The following is a 19,767-nucleotide window of genomic DNA, read 5'->3' as shown; positions in this document are numbered from 1 at the left end:
TCCCGAACTTCCGCGCCCACGCCGACGCGCGTGGTGTGCGCATCTGCGGAGAGAACACGTGTCGAACGCCGTATCCGGCCTGCCCGTCGGGCGAGGCCTCCTCTATCTGATCGTCGCCGGTGCCGCCTGGGGCACCGCGGGCGCGGCCGCGTCGCTGGTCTACCGGACCAGCGACATGGGCCCCGTCTCCCTCTCCTTCTGGCGCTGCGCCGTCGGCCTGGTCCTGTTGCTCGCCGTCCGGCCGCTGGCCCGGCGCCCCCGGCCCGCCGTCCCGGAGCCGTTCGGCCGCCGGGCGCTGCGGGCCGGAGCCACCGGCGTCGGGCTCGCGATCTTCCAGACCGCCTACTTCGCGGCCGTCTCCGCCACAGGACTCGCCGTGGCCACCGTCGTCACCCTGGGCGCCGGGCCCGTGCTGATCGCGCTCGGTGCCCGGCTGGCCATGGGCGAGCGGCTCGGGCGCGGTGGCCTGGCCGCCGTCGCGGGTGCCCTCGCCGGACTCGTGGTGCTCGTCCTCGGTGGCGGTGAGACGACCGTGGACCCGTGGGGCGTCCTGCTCGCGCTGCTGTCCGCGGCCGGATACTCGGCGATGACCCTGCTCACCCGCTGGTGGGGACGTGGCGGCGGTACGGACTCCGCCGGTACGACCGTGAGGGCGTTCGCCGTCACCAGCCTGGTACTGCTGCCGTTCGCCGCGGTCGAGGGCCTGGTGCCGCACACCGGCGCCCCCGGTGTGCTGCTGTGCCTGGTCGCGTACGTCGCGTCCGTGCCGACGGCGCTCGCGTACGGCCTCTACTTCGCCGGTGCCGCCGTCGTACGGTCGGCCACCGTGTCCGTGATCATGCTGCTGGAGCCGGTGAGCGCGGCGGTGCTCGCGGTCGCCCTGCTCGGTGAGCGGCTCACGGCGGCCACCGTGGCCGGCACCCTGCTGATGCTGGGCTCGGTCGCGGGGCTCGCGGTGGGCGAGGCGCGGGGTGCGCGGACCCGCGGGGTCGAGCCGGAAGCCGCACCCGTGTGACGTCGCGTGCCCTCCCGGCGGGGAGGGCACGCGGTTCAGGCCGTCCGGCGGTGCAGGACGTGCGCGCGTGCCTCCGCGTCACGCGCGCCGTCCCGGTCCGCCAGCCCGGCCGCGATCCGGTCGCGCACCGCCTCGGACCGTTTGCCGGCGTACTTGAACTTGGCCCGTACGCCCGTCACTTCGAGCCGGAGGCCGCGGATCCCGGACAGCAGCATCCGTACGGCACCTCGCCCTCGGCCGCCCGCGCGGAACCACCCTCCGGCTGGAAGTGGCCCGTCTGCCGGTTCAGCAGCGCGGCCTTCCCCGCCGGGTCGTCCACGACGTGGGCGCGGCAGCGCAGTTGGACGGCGGCGTAGAGGCTCGTCGGGACGCCGTGCTCCGGCGGGGTGCCTGGCTCGGCCTGCCAGGGGCCGGGGACGAAGACGTAGTCGTCGACCACGCTCAGCAGGACGTCCGGGTTCGCCTCGAGGGCGTGCCAGAGCGGGTTGGGCCGGGCCAGGTGGGTGACCGCCTCGTCGCGCTCCGCGTCGTACGCGAAGTGCAGGGGCTGGACGTACGGCGGTTCGCCCGGAGGGCCGTTGACCGCGAGCTGGCCGAAGTCGTGCACGGCCAGCCACCGCTGCCACTCGTCGTCGCGGGGCGCGTCCCAGGGGTGGATCAGCATCACAGGGCCGCCAGGTAGCCGGGAAGTTCGGCGCCGGGCGCCAGGCCCGGGTCGGCGAGCGGGGCGCCGTAGCCCTTGTTCAGCGGGACGACGCCGGCCCAGTGGGGCAGGTTCAGGTCCTCGGGCTCGTCGTTGACGCCGCCGGTGCGGAGCTTGGCGGAGACCTCGTTCAGCTCCAGACGGATCACCGCCGTGGCGGCCAGCTCCTTCTTGTTCGCCGGGCGGGAGTCGGCGGCCCGGCCCGGTACGACGTGGTCGACCAGGGCGTCGAGCGCCTGCCGCTTCTCCTCGGGGTCGGTGACGTCGTACGCCGGGCCGTGCACCACCACCGAGCGGTAGTTGACCGAGTGGTGGAAGGCGGAGCGGGCCAGTACCAGCCCGTCGACGTGGGTCACGGTCAGGCAGACGGGCAGGCCCTGACCGGCCCGGCCCGCGGCGCGCAGCGGACGCGAACCGGTCGAGCCGTGGACGTAGAGGACCTCACCGACCCGGCCGTACAGCGTGGGCAGGACCACCGGCGCGCCGTCCCGGACGAAGCCGAGGTGGCAGACGTAGCCCTCGTCGAGTATCGCGTGCACCAGCTCCCTGTCGTACGAGGCACGGTCGGGGGAGCGGGTGGGGACGGTGCGCCCGGTGGGCGGGTAGGTGGCGGCGGGCCGCTGCTGCGGCTGGGTCCCCTGCATGGCGGTCTCCGTTGCACTAGTGCATACTTGGCTTTGTGCTAGGAGAGTATCGGATCAGTGGGCGGCGTGCGGCGGACATCGCCGCGAGCATCGAGCTGGCGGTGGGGGACGGGGCACTGCGACCGGGCGAAGTTCTGCCTCCCCTAAGGGAGTTGGCGGACCGGCTCGGGGTGAACCCGAACACCGTCGCGGCCGCCTACCGGACCCTGCGTGAGCGCGGGGTCATCGAGACCGCGGGCCGGCGCGGGAGTCGCGTGCGGCCCAAACCGGCGACCACGGCACGCGAACTCATCCGGGTGGAGGTCCCGCCGGGCGTGCGCAACCTGTCCGAGGGCAACCCGGACCCCGCGCTGCTGCCCCCGCTCGCCGGGGCGTTCGCGGCGGCGGCCGCCCAGGGTGACCGCGACCCGGTGCTCTACGGCCACGCGCCCGTCGAGCCCGAGCTGGCACGACTGGCCCGGGCCGCGCTGGACGCCGACGGTGTCCCCGACGGGCCCGTCGCCGTCACCTCGGGCGCGCTGGACGCCATCGAGCGGGTGCTCACGGCCCACCTCAGACCCGGTGACGCGGTCGCGGTGGAGGACCCCGGGTGGGGGAGTCTGCTGGACCTGGTCCCGGCGCTCGGCCTGCGGACCGTTCCCGTCGGCGTCGACGGCGAGGGCCCGTTCCCCGACGACGTGCGGCAGGCGCTGGCGAGCGGGGCGCGGGCCCTCGTCGTCACCGACCGGGCACAGAACCCGACCGGCGCCGCGCTGAGCGCCGCACGCGCGGGTGATCTGCGGTCGGTGCTCGCCGAGCACCCCGGGACCCTGCTGGTCGAGGACGACCACGGGCACCACATCGTCGACCTCCCGCTCCATCCCCTCGCGGGAGCCACCCGGAGCTGGGCCTTCGTGCGCTCGGAGGCCAAGGCCTACGGTCCCGACCTGCGGCTGGCGGTGCTCACCGGGGACGCGGTGACCGTAGACCGGGTACGCGGACGGCAACGGCTCGGACCGGGCTGGGTCAGCCGGATCGTCCAGCGTGCGGTGGTGCGGCTGTGGAGCGAGGGAGCGGTGGACCCGGCGGCCGTGGCCGCGCGCTACGGGCGGCGCCGCGACGCGCTGATCGGGGCGCTGGCCCGGCGCGGGATCGCCGCCCACGGACCCAGCGGGATGAACGTGTGGGTGCCCGTCCCCGACGAGACCGGCGCCGTCGCCCGGCTCCTGCACGCGGGCTGGGCGGTGGCCCCTGGCGCCCGCTTCCGGATGAGCGCGCCGCCGGGCATCCGGGTCACCGTCTCGACGCTCACCGAGGCCGAGATCGAGCCGCTGTCCGAGGCCATCGCCGCGGCGATCGGCCCCGCCGGGGGACAGGCGCGGACCTACGCGTAGGCGCGGGGCGCGGCGGCCGGCCGCGTCCCGGGCCGGCGCGGAGCGGTGGTGCCGCGGCCGCGGCACGCGGGCCTGCGGTGGGCCGACGCGGGCGTGCTCCGAAGCGCGGGTGCGGCGCCCGGCCGTCACGGCTGGGGCACCGGCGCTCCCCCCCCACACACACACACGCCGGAGGCTTCCAAGACGGCCGGCGCATCCCGTCCGGTGGCCGGCTCCGCGCGGCAGCCTGAGGCGCCCGCCGGCGTCGCGGTCAGACCGGCCGCTTCGGCCTCGCCTGCGTCAGTGCCGCGCCCGCCAGCACGATCGCCGCGCCCACCGGTGTCGACCACGTCAGGGTCTCACCGAGCAGCACGATGCCGGCCGCGGCGGCGATCACCGGGACGAAGTAGGTGACCATCTGCCCGGTCGTCGGACCCACCTCGGCGACGAGACCGTACTGGACGAGGACGGCCAGCCCCGTGCCCAGCGTGCCCAGCGCGGCGATCGCCAGCAGCGGCCCGACGGCGAACGTGGTCGGCAGGGTGGTGAACACCGGCGTGACAACGCCCAGTTGAACGGTGGCGAGCAACAACTGGCCCCCGGTCAGGGACAGGTTCGAGTGGCTGCTGCCCGCCAGGGTGCGGCGGACGTAGATCCAGCCGACCGGGTAGCTCAGCGAGGCCAGCAGCGCCAGGGCGGTGCCGCGGGCGTCCAGGCCCTGGAAACCCTGCCAGGCCCCCAGCACGGTCAGCACCCCGAGGAACCCCAGGCCGAGCCCCGCCACCCGCACCCGGGTCGGCCGGTCCTCGGAGAGCGCCACCAGCGACAGCGCCATGCCCCACAGCGGCGACGTAGCGTTGCAGATGCCGGCCAGCGTGGACGGGATGGTCAGCTCCGCGAAGGCGAACAGCGAGAACGGCAGGGCGTTCAGCAGGAATCCGGCGACCGCGAGATGCCCCCAGGTACGCGCACCGCGCGGCAGCCGCTCCCGGCGTACCGCCATCGCGACGGCGAGGACGGCGGTCCCGAAGGCCAGCCTGCCGAAGGTGACCTGGAACGGGGCGTAGCCCTGGGTGCCCACCTTGATGAGGAGGAAGCTGAAGCCCCAGATCAGGGACAGTGCGCCGAAACGCAGCCGCCAGTCAAGGCGGGGGAGGGCGCTGTCCGGGGCGGGACCGACCGGGCCCGGCGTGGTGGTGGTCGCGGTGACGCTGCTCATGGTCGTACACGATGCGGGAGATCCATCTCGTAGCACAATCGAGATTTCGCACGCGGTACCTCGTAGCATCGCTTACATGTTGAACCTGGAGCGCCTGCGCACCCTCGACGCCCTCGCCCGGCACGGCTCGGTCAGCGGCGCGGCGGAGGGGCTGCACATCACGACCTCGGCCGTCTCGCAGCAGATGGCCAAGCTGGAGCGGGAGGTCGGCCAGCGGCTGCTGGCGAAGAACGGGCGCGGTGTCCGGCTCACGGACGCGGGCCGGCTGCTCGCCGAGCACGCCGCGCGCATCCTGTCCCAGGTCGAGCTGGCCCAGTCCGATCTGGAGGCGCAGCGCGGGCAGGTCGCCGGTGAGCTGCGCGTCTCCGCGTTCCCGACCGCCGCCCGCGGGCTGTTCCCGGTCGCGCTCGCGGATCTGCGCGCCCGGCATCCCGCGCTGCGCGTGCGCTCCCGCGAGCTGGAACCGGAGCAGGGCATCCGGGGCGTGGTCCGCGGGGACCTCGACCTCGCCGTGGTGCTCGACTGGTACAACAAGCCGATGCCGCTGCCCGACGGACTGGTCAAGGCACTCCTGCTCGACGACCCGGCCGATGTGGCGCTCCCGGCCGGCCACCCGCTGGCCGGCCGCGACGAGGTGGACCTCGCCGAGTTCGCCGAGGACGAGTGGATCACCTGGGGCGAGGGCGAGTTCTGCCACGAGTGGCTCATGTTCACCCTGCGCTCCAAGGGCATCGAGCCGATCGTCGGCCACCGCGCCGCCGAGAGCCACACCCAGCTGGGCCTGGTCGCGGCGGGTCTCGGCGTCTGCATCGCCCCCCTGCTGGGCCGCAACCCGCTGCCGGAGGGGGTCGTGACGGTCCCCCTGCGGCAGCGTGTGCGGCGGCACGTCTTCGTGGTCTGGCGTGCGGACGCCGACCGGCGCCCCTCCATCCGCGCGGCGGTGGAGGCGTTGCGGGCGGCCGGGGAGCACGTCGGGCCGGCCGGGGTGAGCGAGGGGCGTTCCTAGGACAGCCCCGGCAGCTTTCTGAAGTCCCAGGACACGATCTTCTCCGGCGTCAGGCGGAGCCAGGCGTGCCGTCCGTCGTGGGGCATCTCGTCCAGGCCGAAGTTCTTTCGGGCGAACAGGGTCTCGGGGACGTCGAGTTCCGCGCACAGTTCGCCGGTGCGCGGGATCTCGCCCACGAACTCCACCCGTCCGGACAGCTCCGCGCCGCGCAGCTCGTCGTACTCCTCGCCCGTGTCGACCACGATCGCCACCCGCGGGTCCCGCCGCAGATCCGCCCAGCGCCTGCTGCGCACCACGGAGTACAGCCAGAGCGAGGTGCCGTCCCAGGCGAACCAGAGGGTGCTGACGTGCGGCGCGCCCCCGGCGGACACCGTGGCGACCCGGCAGGTCCGCTGGACGGTGAGGAAATCGTCCAGTTCTCCGGGCGTCATCATGATCTTGCGGCCCCGGCGCTGCGTGGCGGTCATACGGCCTCCTCTTCTCTCATGTCGTGCAGGGTGCCAGACGCCGCCCGACGGCTCAGGCGAGGGTGATCGAGTCCCCGCTGACGGTGATCTCCACCGCGGGCAGCGGCTTGGTCGCCGGACCGCTCTTCACGCTGCCGTCGGCGATGGAGAAGTTGCTGTTGTGGCAGGGGCAGTTGATGACCCCGTCGGCGACGCTCCCCACCGCGCACCCCTGGTGGGTGCAGGTGGCCGAGAAGGCCTTGAACTCGCCCGCCGCCGGCTGGGTGACGACCACCTCACGGTCGGCGAAGACCTTTCCGCCGCCCTCGGGGATGTCCCCGGTCGAGGCCAGCGGCTCGGCGGCGCCACCACCCTCCGAACCGGCGCCGCCCGCACCGTCGTCCGGCGGGCCCGCGGTGGAGCCGGAGTCCACGGAGGAGCTCGACGCGTCGTCGGTACCTCCGCACGCGGTCAGCGCGACGGCGAGGCCCGCCGCTCCGGCCGCCGCCACGACGGTTCGACGGGCGGGTCCCGATGTGGGCAGAGGTGATGCGGTCATGCTGATGTCCCTTCCGGGGATGCGGGGGATTCGGGGAGAGGTACGGCCGGCGGGTCCACGTCGTTCAGGGATGCCGGGAGTCCGGTGTGCCCGCGGTCGGAGGGGCGTACGTCACGGCTGTCCTTCCGCTGCCGGGCGGGGGCCCTTCCCGCCCGGGCGGCCTCCGGTGCGCGGCGCCGCGCCAGTAGCCTGGGGCGATGCTCAAGGAAGTCATCGCGACCCGCTTCATCGCGCCGCTGCGCGAGGGCGGCTCGCTGCCCGGACTGATCGAGGCCGACGACCTCGGGACCTACGTCCTGAAGTTCACCGGCGCCGGGCAGGGCCGCAAGACGCTGGTCGCCGAGGTCGTCTGCGGGGAACTGGCCCGCCGGCTCGGGCTGAGGGTGCCGCGGCTGGTCACCGTCGAACTCGACCCCGTGCTGGGGCTCGGTGAGCCCGACCAGGAGGTGCAGCAACTGCTGAAGTCCAGCGGCGGCACCAACCTGGGCATGGACTTCCTCTCCGGCGCCCTCGGCTTCGACCCCCTCGCCTTCGAGGTGAGCCCCGAGGAGGCCGGCCGGATCGTCTGGTTCGACGCGCTGGTGAACAACGTCGACCGCTCCTGGCGCAACCCCAACATGCTCCGCCGGAGCGAGGGGCTGTGGCTCATCGACCACGGCGCGACGATGATCTGGCACCACAACTGGCCGGGCGCCGCCGCCTCCGCCGCCCGTCCCTACGACGCCTCCGACCACGCCCTGAGGACGTTCGCACCGGACATCGCGTCGGCCGCCGCGGATCTCGCACCGCGGGTGACCGAGGACCTGCTGGCCGAGGTCACCGCCGAGATCCCCGACGTCTGGCTGGCCGGGGAGCAGGGGTTCGACACGCCCGACGAGCTCCGGTCTGCCTACACGCGGCCGCTGATCGCCCGCGCGGCCACCGTCCACCAGCGCATCCACGGCCTCGAGGGGGACCGGTGAGCGACCGGCACGTCTTCGAGTACGCGCTGCTGAGGGTCGTCCCGCGCATCGAGCGCGGCGAGTGCGTCAACGCGGGGGTGCTCGTGTACTGCCGGCCCAGGTCCTTCGTCGCCGCCCGGACCCATCTCGACGAGGCGCGGCTGCTCGCCCTCGACCCGTCGGTGGACCTGCCCGGTGTACGGGCCGCGCTGCGGGCGGTCGAGGGCGTGTGCGCGGGCGGGGACGCGGCGGGTCAGGCCGCGGGCGACGACGCGGGGCGGCGCTTCCGCTGGCTGATCGCGCCCCGGTCCACCATCGTCCAGCCCGGTCCGGTGCACACCGGGCTCACCGCCGATCCTGCGGCCGAGGTGGGGCGGCTGCTCGATCTGCTCGTGCGCTGACCGCGGCCGTCCACGGACCGTCAGGCGCGGCGGCGCCTCACCAGGTATCCGGCCGCGAGCACGGCGCCCGTCACGAACACCGCGCCGATGCCCAGGTCCCAGCCGCTCGGCCCGGACGCCGACGAGCCACCCAGCCCGCCCTGCACACCCCGCGTCGGCGGGACGGAGCCGACGGGCGCCGACGCAGTGGTGGGCGCGGTGGTGGGGGGCGCGCTCCGGGTGGGTGGAGCGCTGGTCGGTGACGGTGACGGCGACCGGGTGGGGGCGGACGTGGCGGGTGCCGGCCGGAAGGTGGACGAGGTGAGACCGCGCCGGGGAAGCGCCTCGCAGGCCACCCCGTCGTCCGGACCAGGGTCCTCGTCGAGCCGGTGCGGATCGCTCCGGTCCAGCTCGAAGAAGGTCTGCGCGTCCTCCTGGTAGGTGAAATCGCTGCAGTTCAGGTCCTGGGCGTGGGCGGTGTCGGCCAACGGCACGATCGCGGCGAGCGCGATCAGCGTGCCCATGGCACCGGTGCGACGGCGCATGGAGCGCCTCCTTTCCGGCCGCGGGTGGCTCGCGCTTCGACGCTAGGGGCCGCCGGGCGCGCAGGCGCGCCGCGGTGGGCCGATCGGGTGCTTCGCACGGACCACGGGGTGGCGCCGGGCGGCCGGGGGCGCCCCGCGCCGGAAGGGGTCGCCGCGCGGGGAATGGATCACACACGCGCGGTGTGCCGTTGACACCGGGTGCCAGGGCTTCTAGCGTCACGTCTGCTGAAGGTACTAAGCGGTCGCTCACCGAATCGGGTCCGGCCGCGGAGCCGCATCCCAAGGGCGAGGAGAAGCAGCAATGTCCACCACTGAGCAGCGGGTCGCGGTCGTCACCGGCGCCGCGCGCGGCATCGGGGCCGCCACCGCCGTACGACTGGCCGCCGAGGGCCGCGCGGTCGCCGTGATCGACCTCGACGAGGCCGCCTGCAAGGACACCGTCGAGAAGATCACCGCCGCGGGCGGCACGGCCCTCGCGGTCGGCTGCGACGTCTCCGACGAGGCGCAGGTCGAGGCCGCCGTCGCGCGGATCGCCGAGGAGCTCGGCGCGCCGACCATCCTGGTGAACAACGCGGGCGTGCTGCGCGACAACCTGCTGTTCAAGATGAGCGTCTCCGACTGGGACACGGTCATGAACGTGCACCTGCGCGGCGCGTTCCTGATGTCGAAGGCCTGTCAGAAGCACATGGTGGACGCCGGCTTCGGCCGGATCGTCAACCTGTCGTCCTCCTCGGCGCTCGGCAACCGCGGCCAGGTCAACTACTCGGCCGCCAAGGCCGGCCTCCAGGGCTTCACCAAGACCCTCGCCAAGGAGCTCGGCAAGTTCGGCGTCACCGCCAACGCCGTCGCGCCCGGCTTCATCGCCACCGAGATGACCAAGACCACCGCCGACCGCGTCGGCATGGGCTTCGAGGACTTCAAGGCCGCCGCCGCCACCCAGATCCCGGTCGCCCGCGTCGGCGAGCCCGAGGACATCGCCAACGCGATCGCCTTCTTCACCGGCGAGGCGGCCGGCTTCGTCTCCGGCCAGGTGCTGTACGTCGCCGGCGGACCGCTCGACTAGGAAGACCGGGAACATGACTGCAGTGGAACTCTCGGGCAAGGTCGCCCTGATCACCGGCGCCAGCCGCGGCATCGGCTACGGAGTCGCCGAGGCCCTCGTCGCGCGCGGCGACCGGGTCTGCATCACCGGCCGGGGCGAGGACGCCCTCAAGGAGGCCGTCGAGAAGCTCGGCACCGACCGGGCCGTGTACGTCGCGGGCAAGGCGCACGACGAGGCCCACCAGGCCGTCGCCGTCGAGCGCGCGATGGAGGCCTTCGGCCGCGTCGACTACCTGGTCAACAACGCCGGCACCAACCCGGTGTTCGGGGCGATCGCCGACCTCGACCTGAACGTGGCGCGCAAGGTGTTCGAGACCAACGTGATCTCGGCGCTCGGGTTCGCCCAGAAGACCTGGCACGCCTGGCAGAAGGACAACGGCGGCGCGATCGTCAACATCGCCTCCGTCGCGGGCCTCGCGCCCTCGCCGTTCATCGCCGCCTACGGCGTCAGCAAGGCCGCGCTGATCAACCTGACCCAGCAGCTGGCGCACGAGTTCGCGCCCCGGGTGCGGGTCAACGCCATCGCCCCCGCGGTGGTCAAGACCAAGTTCGCGCAGGCGCTGTACGAGGGCCGGGAGGAGGAGGCGGCGGCGGGCTACCCCCTGGGCCGGCTCGGTGTGCCCTCGGACATCGGCGGTGCCGCCGCGTTCCTCACCTCGGACCAGTCGGACTGGGTCACCGGTCAGACCCTGGTCGTTGACGGCGGCATCTTCCTGAACGCCGGCGTGGCCTGACGCGCACGCCCGCGCGCGTGTGCCGGGCACGCGCGCGGGAACGAGCGGGACGGTCCCGGCGCGGGCGATCCGTTGACGAGAACGGCGTCCGTGTCGGTGTCTCCGGCCCGCGACGGCCGGTGACAACGTAGTCATCGCGAATCGATCTCAAGGGTCGTACACGGGAGGGTCAGCCGGGGTGACACTGCGGTATGGTCTGCCGACCCTTGGCATGGCAGATCGAGGAGCGTGCGCGTGTTCAACCGGAAACGATGCCTGCGGCGGGTGGCGGCCATCGCGTCCATATCGTCCCTGTTGACCGGATGCGGCATTCTGTCGTCGGACAGCGCGGACGACGAGGGACCCATAGTCGTCGGCACCACCAGTTCGCCCAGCACGCTGGATCCTGCCGCCTCCTGGGACAGCTCCTGGGAGCTGTTCCGCAACATCTACCAGACCCTGCTGAGCTACCCGGTCGGTGCGACCACGCCTCAGCCGGACGCCGCGGAGAGCTGCGAGTTCTCCGACACCTCCAACCAGGTGTTCCGCTGCGAGCTGCGCGAGGGGCTGAAGTTCTCCGACGGCAGCACGCTCGACGCCAAGGCGGTCAAGCACTCCATCGACCGCATCCGGCAGATCAACGTCAACGGCGGTCCGGCCGGTCTGCTCGGCAGCCTGGAACGGGTACAGGCGCCCAGCGAGCGCGAGGTCGTCTTCTACCTCAACAAGCCGGACGCCACCTTCCCGTTCGTGCTCGCCACCCCCGCCATGTCGATCGTCGATCCGGACGCCTACCCGGCCGACGCCCTGCGCGAGGAGAGCGGGATCGTCGGTTCGGGGCCCTACACCCTCCAGTCGTACGAGGAGGGCGAGAAGGCCGAACTCGCGCGCAACGGCCGCTACAAGGGCTACGCCGAGCGGAAGAACAACGCGGTGACCATCCGCTACTTCCAGGACTCCGGCGCCATGGTCAAGGCACTGCGCGACGACCAGATCGACCTGACCTACCGCGGCCTGGCCGCGGGCGACGTCATCGAATTCCAGGGCAGGGTCTCCAAGGAGGAGGAGATCCAGCTCATCGAGGGCAGCGGGACCGACATCAACTACCTGGTGTTCAACCCGAAGGACCCGTGGGCCGGCAAGAAGGAAGTGCGGCAGGCCGTCGCCCAGGTCATCGACCGCGCGGCGATCGCTCACAAGGTCTACAGGGACACCGTCGACCCGCTGTACTCCATGGTCCCCAAGGGTCTGACCGGGCACACCACCGGCTTCTTCGACGACTACGGCGACCCCAGCGTCGACAAGGCCCGCGAGATCCTCACCGACGCGGGCATCACCGAGCCGGTCCCGCTCACCCTCTGGTACACCACGGACCGCTACGGCTCCGAGACCGCGCTGGAGTTCAAGGAACTCGAGCGTCAGCTGGAGGCGTCGAAGCTGTTCGAGGTCACCCTCAAGAGCCGCCCCTGGAAGACGTACGTCGAGGGCTACCAGAAGGGCCAGTACCCGGTGTTCGGGCGCGGCTGGTTCCCCGACTTCCCGGACGCGGACAACTTCATCGCCCCGTTCGTCGGCAAGCAGAACGCGCTCGGCACACCCTACGAGGCGACCAGGATCACGAACGATCTGCTGCCCAGCTCCCGGCGGGAGAGCGACCGTGGCAACGTGGTGAAGCAGTTCAAGGAGGCCCAGCAGATACTCGTCGACGACGTGCGGCTGCTGCCGCTGTGGCAGGGCCGGCAGTACGTGGCGGCGAGCCGGGACGTCTCGGGTGCGGAGCGGGCGCTGGATCCGTCCACCATCATGATGTTGTGGCAGCTCTCCCGGAAGACCAGCTGGTAGAGCCCGGTACGACCGTCCGCGGAGCCGGTTGTCAGTGGTCGCCTGTAGGTTCTGTGGCCTGGAAGTGACCGCACACGTGAGGACATTGACGTGACCGACATCGCCATGCTGCCCGAGTCCTGGCGCGGGGTTCTGGGCGACGAGCTGCAGCAGCCCTACTTCAAGGAGCTGGTCGAGTTCGTCGAGGAGGAGCGGGCGAACGGTCCCGTGTACCCGCCCCGCGAGGAGGTCTTCGCGGCGCTGGAGGCCACGCCGTACGACGAGGTGAAGGTCCTGGTCCTCGGCCAGGACCCGTACCACGGCGAGGGCCAGGGTCACGGCCTGTGCTTCTCGGTCCGGCCCGGCGTCAGGATTCCCCCGTCCCTGCGCAACATCTACAAGGAGATGCACGCCGAGCTGGGCACGCCCATCCCGGACAACGGGTATCTGATGCCGTGGGCCCGGCAGGGTGTGCTCCTGCTCAACGCGGTGCTCACCGTCCGCGCCGGTGAGGCCAACTCGCACAAGGGGCGGGGCTGGGAGCTGTTCACCGACGCGGTGATCCGCGCGGTGGCGAACCGTCCCGACCCGGCGGTCTTCGTGCTGTGGGGCAATTACGCGCAGAAGAAGCTGCCGCTGATCGACGAGAGCCGTCACGTGGTGGTCAAGGGGGCGCACCCCTCGCCGCTGTCGGCGAAGAAGTTCTTCGGGTCCCGCCCGTTCACGCAGATCAACGAGGCGGTGGCCGCGCAGGGCCACGATCCGATCGACTGGACCGTCCCGAACGTGGGCTGACGCACCGCTTGCCGCCGCCCTGCCGGGTGTGGGACCGGCACGCCGGTCCCGCACCCGGACCGCACGGGAGACCACGGAGCGGCTTGTCCGGTATTGCCCAGGCCTGCGGTTAGCGTCGGGGGACGAGACCCGGCGAGGTGCGGAGGACGTGGTGGCGGAGCGACAGGGGCAGGCGGCGCCGGACGCCGTGCTGACGCGGATCGGTCAGCTCGTGATGCTGCACCACGCGGGGGACCGCGAGGAGGCCCGGCACCGGTTCCTCGGACTGTGGGCGGAGATCGGCGAGCACGGCGACCCCCTGCACCGCTGCACACTCGCCCACTACCTCGCCGACACGCAGGACGACCCCGAGGACGAACTGGCCTGGGACCTGCGGGCGCTGACGGCGGCCGAGGAGGCCGCGGCCGGCCGGCCCGCAGGGTACGAGGGGGCTCCCGCGGTGCGCGCCCTCTACCCGTCGCTGCACCTGGACCTGGCCGCCGACTACGCCCGCCTCGGCCGCACCGACGCCGCGCGCTCGCACCTCCGCCGGGCCCGGGGCGCGGCCCTCACCCTCGCCGCCGACCGCTATGGCGAGGGCGTACGGGCCGCGATCCGACGGCTGGAGGTCCGGCTGGGCGTGGACGGGCCACCCGGCGGCTGGGCACCGCCGAGACAGCGCCCCTAGAGGCCTGTGCGGCAGGTCCGAGCGGAGGAATCGGGCTGTGCTCCGCCGCCGAGGTGGGCGGGGGAACCGGCAACCGACGGCGCCGCTGGAGACACCGGCGTCCGGGGAGGGCGTTCCGGACCTCGCGTCTGCGGCGTGTCCGCCGGACAGGCCCCGGGGCGTCCGGCGGCTGACCGCGGCGTCGCTGCCGGCTCAGCGGCCGTAGGTCTCCTGGCAGATGGCCGCCTCCGGACTGTCCGCGCGCCAGCCGCCGTACTCCCGGCCGAGCGCACAGAGGTCCGGCTTGACCGAGGGGGCTGGGTTCACCGGCTTCCCGGCGCCGGGGAGGTCCAGCGGCGGGCGCGGCGGGGGGACGTGGCCGTCCGGCCGCGGCCGGACGTTCCGGCCCTCCGGAGGCGTGTTCTGCTCCGGCGGGGCCGTGCGGTGCGCCGGCGGCGCCGGTTTCCTCGGTGGCCGGGACGGGCCGACCCTCTCCAGGGCCTCGCGCGCCGGTGCCTGCACGACCTGCGTCTCGTTCCGCCCGGCCGGGACCGGCTCGGTCCGCTGGGACGGTGCTGCCGGGGGGCCGGGTGCCAGGGGACGCTGGACCGTCACACAGCCCGAGAGGACGGAGACCGCCACGGTCACCAGAAGCGCTGCTGTGGTCGTCGTTCGATGCACCCGCTCCACTCTGCTGGCTCCGGCCGCCCCGGAGCGGGCGGACAGGCGCAGCATGCCCCGCAAGAGTGATCTCCCGCCCCGTACGGAGGCCCCGGTGGCGCGGGGGTGACGTCACTCTCCGGTGACGCCGTCGAGCCGCTCGCGGATCAGGTCGGCGTGGCCGTTGTGCCGCGCGTACTCCTCGATCATGTGCGTGTAGATCCAGCGCAGCGTGTACGGGTCGGGGCTGAAGCGGTGGCGGCCCAGGGACGGGTCGCCCAGGCCGAAGCGGGCCGCGTGGCGCCGGGCGGCGTCGATCTCGGCCTGCCAGGTCGCATATGCCTCCTGCCAGGTGTCCGCCTCGGTGACGTGGAACTCGCCGTCGGGGTCGGCCTCGCCGTAGTAGAGCGGGCCGGCGTCCTCGCCGGCGAGCACCCTGCGGAACCAGCCGCGCTCCACCTCGGCCATGTGCCGGACCAGGCCCAGCAGGGACAGCTCCGAGGGAGGCACCGACGCGGTGCGCAGCTGTTCCCCGCTCAGTCCCTCGCACTTCCGGGCGAGGGTGCCGCGGTGGTAGTCCAGCCATCCCTCCAGCATGGTGCGCTCGTCGGCGTCGGCGGCGGGTTCACGGCGCTCGGTCGTCATGGCGCCATCCTGCCCAGGGAAGATCCTCATCACCAGGGCTTTTCGGTGCCGAGCATCCCGGCCAGCAGTTCCCGCAGGTCCGCGCGGACCTCCGCGAGGCCCGGTACGCGCGTGCTGAAGGAACCGGCCACGCAGGAGAACATCAGGCCGTCCGCCCAGGCGATCAGGGACAGCGCATGGCGCTCGGGGTCCCCGGAGCCGAGTCCGGTGACCAGGGCGGTCAGCTGTTCGCGGAAGCGGGCGCCGGCCGCGTCGAAGTACGCCCGGAGCTCCGGGCGGCGGGTCGCCTCCAGGGCCAGCTCGTAGCGGGCGAGGGTCAGCGCCCGGTTCCGGGTGAGCGCGCGGTGCGCGGCCACGGCCATGGCGTCCACCAGGGGTCCGGCGCCGGCCCGCGGGTCCGGCATCTCGTGCAGACCCAGCACCCGTGCCTCCCGCTCGGCGAGCCGCCGCACGGCCAGTTCCAGCAGTGCCTGGCGGGTGCGCGCCAGGTTCGACGTGGACCCCTGCGGGAGCCCGGCCGCCTCGTCGACCGCCCGGTGGGTCAGTCCGCGCATCCCGCGTTCGGCGAGCAGGGCCAGGGCGGTGTCGGCGACGAGATCGGCGCGGGAGGCGCCTGCGGTGTGTACGGACATGGAGTCAAACTACCCGCCGCACTACGGGTGTAGTACGTTGGAGCCGACGGTTCACTACAGACGTAGTTGACGACCCGAGGAGGAGCCATGACACGGGTGGAGCGGGCGATCGTGATCGGCGGCGGAATCGGCGGTCTGACGGCGGCGGTCGCCCTGCACCAGCAGGGTGTCCGCGTCACGGTTCTGGAGCGCGCCGGCTCCCTGGAGCCGGTCGGCGCGGCCATCTCCCTGTCACCGAACGCGCTGCGCGGCCTGGACGTCGTCGGACTCGGTGACGGCATCCGAGCCCTGGCCGCCTGGCAGGGCGACGGAGGGCTGCGCGCGCCCGGCGGACGGTGGCTGGCCCGGACCAGTGCCGCCGCCGCGGCCGAGCGTTTCGGCGGCCCCCTCGTCCTGCTGCACCGCGCCACCCTCGTCGACCACCTCGCCGCGGCGCTGCCGTCCGGCGCCGTCCGCACGGCCGCCGCCGCGCGCCTCCTGGACCCCGGTGCCGTGGGCGGCTCCGGCCGGCCGGCCCGCGTCGCCGTCCCCGGCGGCGAACTGGAGGCCGACCTGGTGGTGGCCGCCGACGGCATCCGCTCCGCCGTGCGCCGCGCGCTCTTCCCCGGTCACCCCGGGCCGGTGTACTCCGGGTTCACCACCTGGCGGGTGGTGATCCCGCTGCCCGGCGTGGATTTCGCCTCGCACGAGACCTGGGGCCGGGGCCGCATCTGGGGCACGCACCCGCTCAAGGACGGCAGGGTCTACGCCTACGCCGCCGCCGTCGCCCCCGCGGGGGAGCACGCCCCGGACGACGAGCGCGCCGAACTGCTGCGCCTCTACGGCGACTGGCACACCCCGGTCCCCGAGGTACTGGCGGCCGCCCGCCCCGAGGACGTACTCCGCCACGACGTCCACCACATCGCCGAGCCACTGCCCGCCCTGCACCACGGCCGGGTGGCGGTGCTCGGCGACGCCGCGCACGGCATGCCGCCGACCCTCGGACAGGGCGGCAACCAGGCGGTCGAGGACGCGATCACCCTCGCCGGCCACCTGGACGACCTGCCCGGTTACACCGCGGCCCGGCTGCCCCGCACCACCGTGATCACCCGCCGGGCCGTGCAGGTGGCCCGCGTCAACCTGATGACCGGCCGCGTGGGCACCGCGGTACGCGACCACGCCCTCGTCGCGCTGTCGAGGGCCGCTCCGGGACTGTTCCTGCGCGGATTCGACGGCATCGCCGACTGGCGGCCGCCCCAGGGCACCGCCCACTCGAGTGAAGGCGGGAGCGGGCAAGGCCGTATGCTCGCAGACACGGCAGGCGAGGGCTAGAGGAGAACACCCCGTGAAGGTCGGCTGCATCGGACTCGGCGACATCGCGCAGAAGGCCTATCTCCCGGTGCTGGCCGTGCAGCCCGGGGTGGAACTGCACCTGCAGACCCGCACCGCCGCGACCCTCGACCGGGTCGCGGACAGCCTTCGTCTCCCGGCGGGCCGGCGCCACGCGGACCTCGCCTCCCTGCTGGCCCAGAACCTCGACGCGGCCTTCGTGCACGCGCCCACCCAGGTCCACCCGGAGATCGTGACGCGGCTCCTGGAGGCGGGCGTACCGACGTATGTCGACAAGCCGCTCGCCTACGAACTCGCCGATTCCGAGCGGTTGGTGGCACTCGCCGAGGAACGGGGCACGAGCCTCGCCGTCGGCTTCAACCGCCGCTTCGCCCCGGGCTACGCGCAGTGCGCGGACCATCCGCGCGAGCTGATCCTCATGCAGAAGAACCGGATCGGGCTGCCGGAGGAGCCGCGCACGATGATCCTCGACGACTTCATCCACGTCGTGGACACCCTGCGCTTCCTGGCGCCCGGCCAGGTCGACGACGTGACCGTGCGCGCCCGCACCGAGGACGGGCTCCTGCACCACGTGGTGCTCCAGCTCTCCGGGGAGGGCTTCACCGCCCTCGGCGTGATGAACCGGCTCAGCGGTTCGGCGGAGGAGATCCTGGAGGTCTCCGGGCAGGACACCAAGCGCCAGGTGGTCAACCTGGCCGAGGTGATCGACCACAAGGGCCAGCCGACCGTGCGGCGGCGGGGCGACTGGGTGCCGGTGGCACGACAGCGCGGCATCGAGCAGGCGGTGCTCGCCTTCCTCGACGCGGTGCGGGCGGGCAAGGTGCTCAGTGCCCGGGACGCGCTGGCGACCCATGAGCTGTGCGAACGGGTGGTACGAGCGATCCACGAGCGCCCCGCCTGACGCGCACCACCTCGGTGACGCCCCAGACCCCGAGGACCACCAGCGCCGCGTACAGCGGCCAGTCACCGTAGCGGACGTAGGCCGTGGTGCCGTGCGCCAGCGGCACCTCGTAGACCTGCGCGGCGCTGGTGTCCGTGCCGAGCCGCGGGCCGACGCGCGCGCCGTCCGGCCCGTACACGGCGGAGACGCCGGTCAGGGTCGCGTGCACCATCGGACGGCCGCTCTCCGCGGCGCGCAGCGCGGCCAGCGAGGCGTGCTGCCCGGGCGCCCAGCTCTGCTGGAACGTCGAGGTGGAGGACTGGGCGAGCAGCACGTCGGCGCCGCCCTCGGCGAGATGCCGGCTCATGTCGGGGAACGCGGACTCGAAGCACACCATGGGGCCGATCCGCAGCCCGTTCCCCGCGTCCATCACCACCTGCCGGGAGCCCTGGCGGCGGTCCTCACCGGCCGCCTTGCCGACGGACGTCGCCCAGCCCAGCAGGGAACGGGCCGGGATGTACTCACCGAACGGGACCAGCCGCATCTTGTCGTACCGGAACCCGGTGGGGCCGTCGGGGCCGATGAGGACCGAGCTCTTGTAGATGCCGGGCCTGTCGGAGCGCCGGGCGTCCACGTTGACCAGGATGCGTGCGTCCGTCTCGCGGGACAGCGCGGCCAGCCGCCGTGCGAGGTCGGGCCGGTCCCCGAGGTCGAAGCCGACGCTGCTCTCGCCCCAGACGATCAGACCGACGTCCTGGCCGGCCAGCTCGCGCGTGAGCCGTTCCTCGAGGTCGAAGCGGCGGTCGGCACTGTCCGGCCCGGAGACGACCCCCGGCTGCACGAGCGCGACCCGGACCCGGTCGCCGGTGTCCGGGCGCGGTGACCACACCCAGGCGGCGGAGGTGGCCGCGGCCGTGGCGACCAGCCCGGCCAGGGCCGGGATCCGGGCCCGGCGGACCGCGACGAGCACGGCCACGGCGACGTTCAGGGTCACCACCAGGAAGCTGGGCAGCCACACCCCGCCCACCGACGCCAGGCGCAGCGCCGGCTCCACCTCCCACTGGCTCGCGCCCAGCACGCCCCAGGGGCCGCCGAGCCCCTGCCAGGAGCGGACCAACTCGATCGCCAGCCACCCCGAGGGCACCACGACCAGCGCGGCCGCGACCCGCCCGCGCGACGGCACCCCGCCCAGCAGCCGCCGCACCAGCCAGCCCCACGGCGCCCACAGTGCGCCGAGCAGGGCGGCGATGACGAACGTGAACACGTGCAGGTTCGGCAGCAGCCAGTGGTGCATGGCCAGCATGAAGCCGAACCCGCCCCACCACCCGTCGAAGGCCGCCCGTTTCCCCGTCGGAGCGGTACGGGCCAGCAGGATCCAGGGGACCAGGGCGACGTAGGCGAACCACCACAGGGACGGGGCGGGAAACGCCAGGACGGGCAGGGCACCCACGACCGCGGCTACGGTCGAGCGGCGCCACGGGGAGGTGAGCCAGTGGCCGAGCGTCTTCATAGGCGCCTCCCTACCCCGTGGTGCCTCCAGTGTGCGTCCCGGAGGTGATCGGGAACAGCGCACGCCGGTTCAGTTGATCACAGGAGCCGCCCGCCGGCCGTGGGCGCGCCGTTCGCTTCTCCCGTACGGCCACCCCGCTCGGCCGCCGGCCGTCGTCCGTACACGGCACCGCGAAGGCGCTCCGGGCCCGAGGCCGTGCACCGTCGTCTGACCCGAATGCCGTGC

21 protein-coding genes and 1 pseudogene are annotated in these 19,767 nt (G+C 73.5%); 12 read left to right on the top strand and 10 right to left on the bottom strand.

Annotated elements, in window-relative coordinates; all coding sequences use genetic code 11:
• Positions 1-58: 58 nt before the first annotated feature.
• Entirely contained in the window at positions 59-1,015 is a 957-nt protein-coding gene (locus BU52_RS17270; protein ID WP_037935116.1) for a DMT family transporter, read from the top strand.
• Between the two features lie 35 nt (positions 1,016-1,050).
• Here the strand turns inward: BU52_RS17270 and BU52_RS17265 are convergent.
• Both BU52_RS17265 and BU52_RS17260 read right to left on the bottom strand, forming a co-directional pair.
• A pseudogene (locus tag BU52_RS17265) lies at positions 1,051-1,679 on the bottom strand (FMN-binding negative transcriptional regulator).
• Complete coding sequence (locus BU52_RS17260) at positions 1,679-2,362, bottom strand: pyridoxamine 5'-phosphate oxidase family protein (protein WP_037935114.1); 684 nt, start codon at positions 2,360-2,362, stop codon at positions 1,679-1,681. The pseudogene BU52_RS17265 and the gene BU52_RS17260 overlap by 1 nt, the downstream one beginning before the upstream one ends.
• Positions 2,363-2,397: 35 nt before the next feature.
• Between BU52_RS17260 and BU52_RS17255 the strand changes: the two genes are divergently transcribed.
• Positions 2,398-3,735 (top strand): aminotransferase class I/II-fold pyridoxal phosphate-dependent enzyme, encoded by a 1,338-nt coding sequence (locus tag BU52_RS17255; protein ID WP_037935108.1) that lies wholly within the window; start codon positions 2,398-2,400, stop codon positions 3,733-3,735.
• Positions 3,736-3,985: 250 nt separating this feature from the next.
• Here the strand turns inward: BU52_RS17255 and BU52_RS17250 are convergent, their stop codons facing one another.
• The gene (locus tag BU52_RS17250) at positions 3,986-4,933 is read right to left on the bottom strand and encodes a DMT family transporter (RefSeq protein ID WP_051858318.1); all 948 of its coding nucleotides are present in this window, start codon (positions 4,931-4,933) and stop codon (positions 3,986-3,988) included.
• A 76-nt stretch (positions 4,934-5,009) separates the two neighbouring features.
• Between BU52_RS17250 and BU52_RS17245 the strand changes: the two genes are divergently transcribed.
• The gene (locus tag BU52_RS17245; protein WP_037935103.1) at positions 5,010-5,939 is read left to right on the top strand and encodes a LysR family transcriptional regulator; all 930 of its coding nucleotides are present in this window, start codon (positions 5,010-5,012) and stop codon (positions 5,937-5,939) included.
• Here BU52_RS17245 and BU52_RS17240 read toward each other — a convergent pair.
• Both BU52_RS17240 and BU52_RS17235 read right to left on the bottom strand, forming a co-directional pair.
• A complete protein-coding gene (locus tag BU52_RS17240) occupies positions 5,936-6,406 on the bottom strand; it encodes a pyridoxamine 5'-phosphate oxidase family protein (protein WP_037935101.1) in 471 nt (156 codons plus the stop codon). The genes BU52_RS17245 and BU52_RS17240 overlap by 4 nt on opposite strands.
• Before the next feature lie 52 nt (positions 6,407-6,458).
• Positions 6,459-6,944, bottom strand: a complete 486-nt coding sequence (locus BU52_RS17235; RefSeq protein WP_037935098.1) for a Rieske (2Fe-2S) protein — start codon at positions 6,942-6,944, stop codon at positions 6,459-6,461.
• A 197-nt stretch (positions 6,945-7,141) separates the two neighbouring features.
• On the opposite strand from BU52_RS17235, the gene BU52_RS17230 reads away from it, so the two are divergent.
• Positions 7,142-7,906 carry a HipA family kinase gene (locus tag BU52_RS17230; RefSeq protein ID WP_037935095.1) on the top strand — a complete coding sequence of 255 codons (765 nt, stop codon included), beginning with the start codon at positions 7,142-7,144 and terminating at the stop codon, positions 7,904-7,906.
• Positions 7,903-8,286 (top strand): DUF3037 domain-containing protein, encoded by a 384-nt coding sequence (locus BU52_RS17225; RefSeq protein WP_037935092.1) that lies wholly within the window; start codon positions 7,903-7,905, stop codon positions 8,284-8,286. The genes BU52_RS17230 and BU52_RS17225 overlap by 4 nt, the downstream gene beginning before the upstream one ends.
• 20 nt (positions 8,287-8,306) lie before the next feature.
• On the opposite strand, the gene BU52_RS17220 is transcribed toward BU52_RS17225, so the two are convergent.
• Entirely contained in the window at positions 8,307-8,810 is a 504-nt protein-coding gene (locus BU52_RS17220) for an excalibur calcium-binding domain-containing protein (protein ID WP_037935090.1), read from the bottom strand.
• Between the two features lie 301 nt (positions 8,811-9,111).
• On the opposite strand from BU52_RS17220, the gene fabG reads away from it, so the two are divergent.
• The 5 genes from fabG to BU52_RS17195 all read left to right on the top strand — a co-directional run bounded on the left by fabG (position 9,112) and on the right by BU52_RS17195 (position 13,907).
• Positions 9,112-9,873 (top strand): 3-oxoacyl-ACP reductase FabG, encoded by a 762-nt coding sequence (gene fabG / locus BU52_RS17215; protein WP_037935086.1) that lies wholly within the window; start codon positions 9,112-9,114, stop codon positions 9,871-9,873.
• Between the two features lie 13 nt (positions 9,874-9,886).
• Entirely contained in the window at positions 9,887-10,645 is a 759-nt protein-coding gene (locus tag BU52_RS17210; RefSeq protein ID WP_037935085.1) for an SDR family oxidoreductase, read from the top strand.
• A 234-nt stretch (positions 10,646-10,879) separates the two neighbouring features.
• Positions 10,880-12,466: an ABC transporter substrate-binding protein gene (locus tag BU52_RS17205; protein ID WP_037935084.1), complete on the top strand. Its 1,587-nt coding sequence runs from the start codon at positions 10,880-10,882 to the stop codon at positions 12,464-12,466.
• A 90-nt stretch (positions 12,467-12,556) separates the two neighbouring features.
• A complete protein-coding gene (ung, locus tag BU52_RS17200; RefSeq protein ID WP_037935081.1) occupies positions 12,557-13,240 on the top strand; it encodes a uracil-DNA glycosylase in 684 nt (227 codons plus the stop codon).
• A 151-nt stretch (positions 13,241-13,391) separates the two neighbouring features.
• Positions 13,392-13,907: a hypothetical protein gene (locus BU52_RS17195; RefSeq protein ID WP_037935205.1), complete on the top strand. Its 516-nt coding sequence runs from the start codon at positions 13,392-13,394 to the stop codon at positions 13,905-13,907.
• Between the two features lie 192 nt (positions 13,908-14,099).
• Here BU52_RS17195 and BU52_RS17190 read toward each other — a convergent pair whose 3' ends face one another.
• Genes BU52_RS17190 through BU52_RS17180 form a run of 3 tightly spaced genes read right to left on the bottom strand, consistent with a single transcriptional unit; the run spans position 14,100 to position 15,823 of the window.
• Entirely contained in the window at positions 14,100-14,621 is a 522-nt protein-coding gene (locus BU52_RS17190) for a hypothetical protein (RefSeq protein WP_235216364.1), read from the bottom strand.
• 57 nt (positions 14,622-14,678) lie between these two features.
• A complete protein-coding gene (locus BU52_RS17185) occupies positions 14,679-15,191 on the bottom strand; it encodes a DinB family protein (RefSeq protein WP_037935075.1) in 513 nt (170 codons plus the stop codon).
• A 29-nt stretch (positions 15,192-15,220) separates the two neighbouring features.
• A complete protein-coding gene (locus tag BU52_RS17180) occupies positions 15,221-15,823 on the bottom strand; it encodes a TetR/AcrR family transcriptional regulator (protein ID WP_037935072.1) in 603 nt (200 codons plus the stop codon).
• Between the two features lie 87 nt (positions 15,824-15,910).
• Between BU52_RS17180 and BU52_RS17175 the strand changes: the two genes are divergently transcribed.
• Both BU52_RS17175 and BU52_RS17170 read left to right on the top strand, forming a co-directional pair.
• Positions 15,911-17,134: an FAD-dependent monooxygenase gene (locus BU52_RS17175; RefSeq protein ID WP_078903291.1), complete on the top strand. Its 1,224-nt coding sequence runs from the start codon at positions 15,911-15,913 to the stop codon at positions 17,132-17,134.
• Positions 17,135-17,147: 13 nt separating this feature from the next.
• The gene (locus tag BU52_RS17170) at positions 17,148-18,053 is read left to right on the top strand and encodes a Gfo/Idh/MocA family protein (protein ID WP_037935070.1); all 906 of its coding nucleotides are present in this window, start codon (positions 17,148-17,150) and stop codon (positions 18,051-18,053) included.
• Here the strand turns inward: BU52_RS17170 and lnt are convergent.
• Complete coding sequence (lnt, locus tag BU52_RS17165) at positions 17,977-19,542, bottom strand: apolipoprotein N-acyltransferase (RefSeq protein WP_037935069.1); 1,566 nt, start codon at positions 19,540-19,542, stop codon at positions 17,977-17,979. The genes BU52_RS17170 and lnt overlap by 77 nt on opposite strands.
• Positions 19,543-19,767 lie beyond the last annotated feature (225 nt).

The organism is Streptomyces toyocaensis, assembly GCF_000725125.1.
Classification (GTDB): Bacteria; Actinomycetota; Actinomycetes; order Streptomycetales; family Streptomycetaceae; genus Streptomyces; species Streptomyces toyocaensis.
The sequence above is the reverse complement of the archived record's forward strand: the minus strand, read 5'-3'. Positions and strand labels throughout refer to the sequence as shown.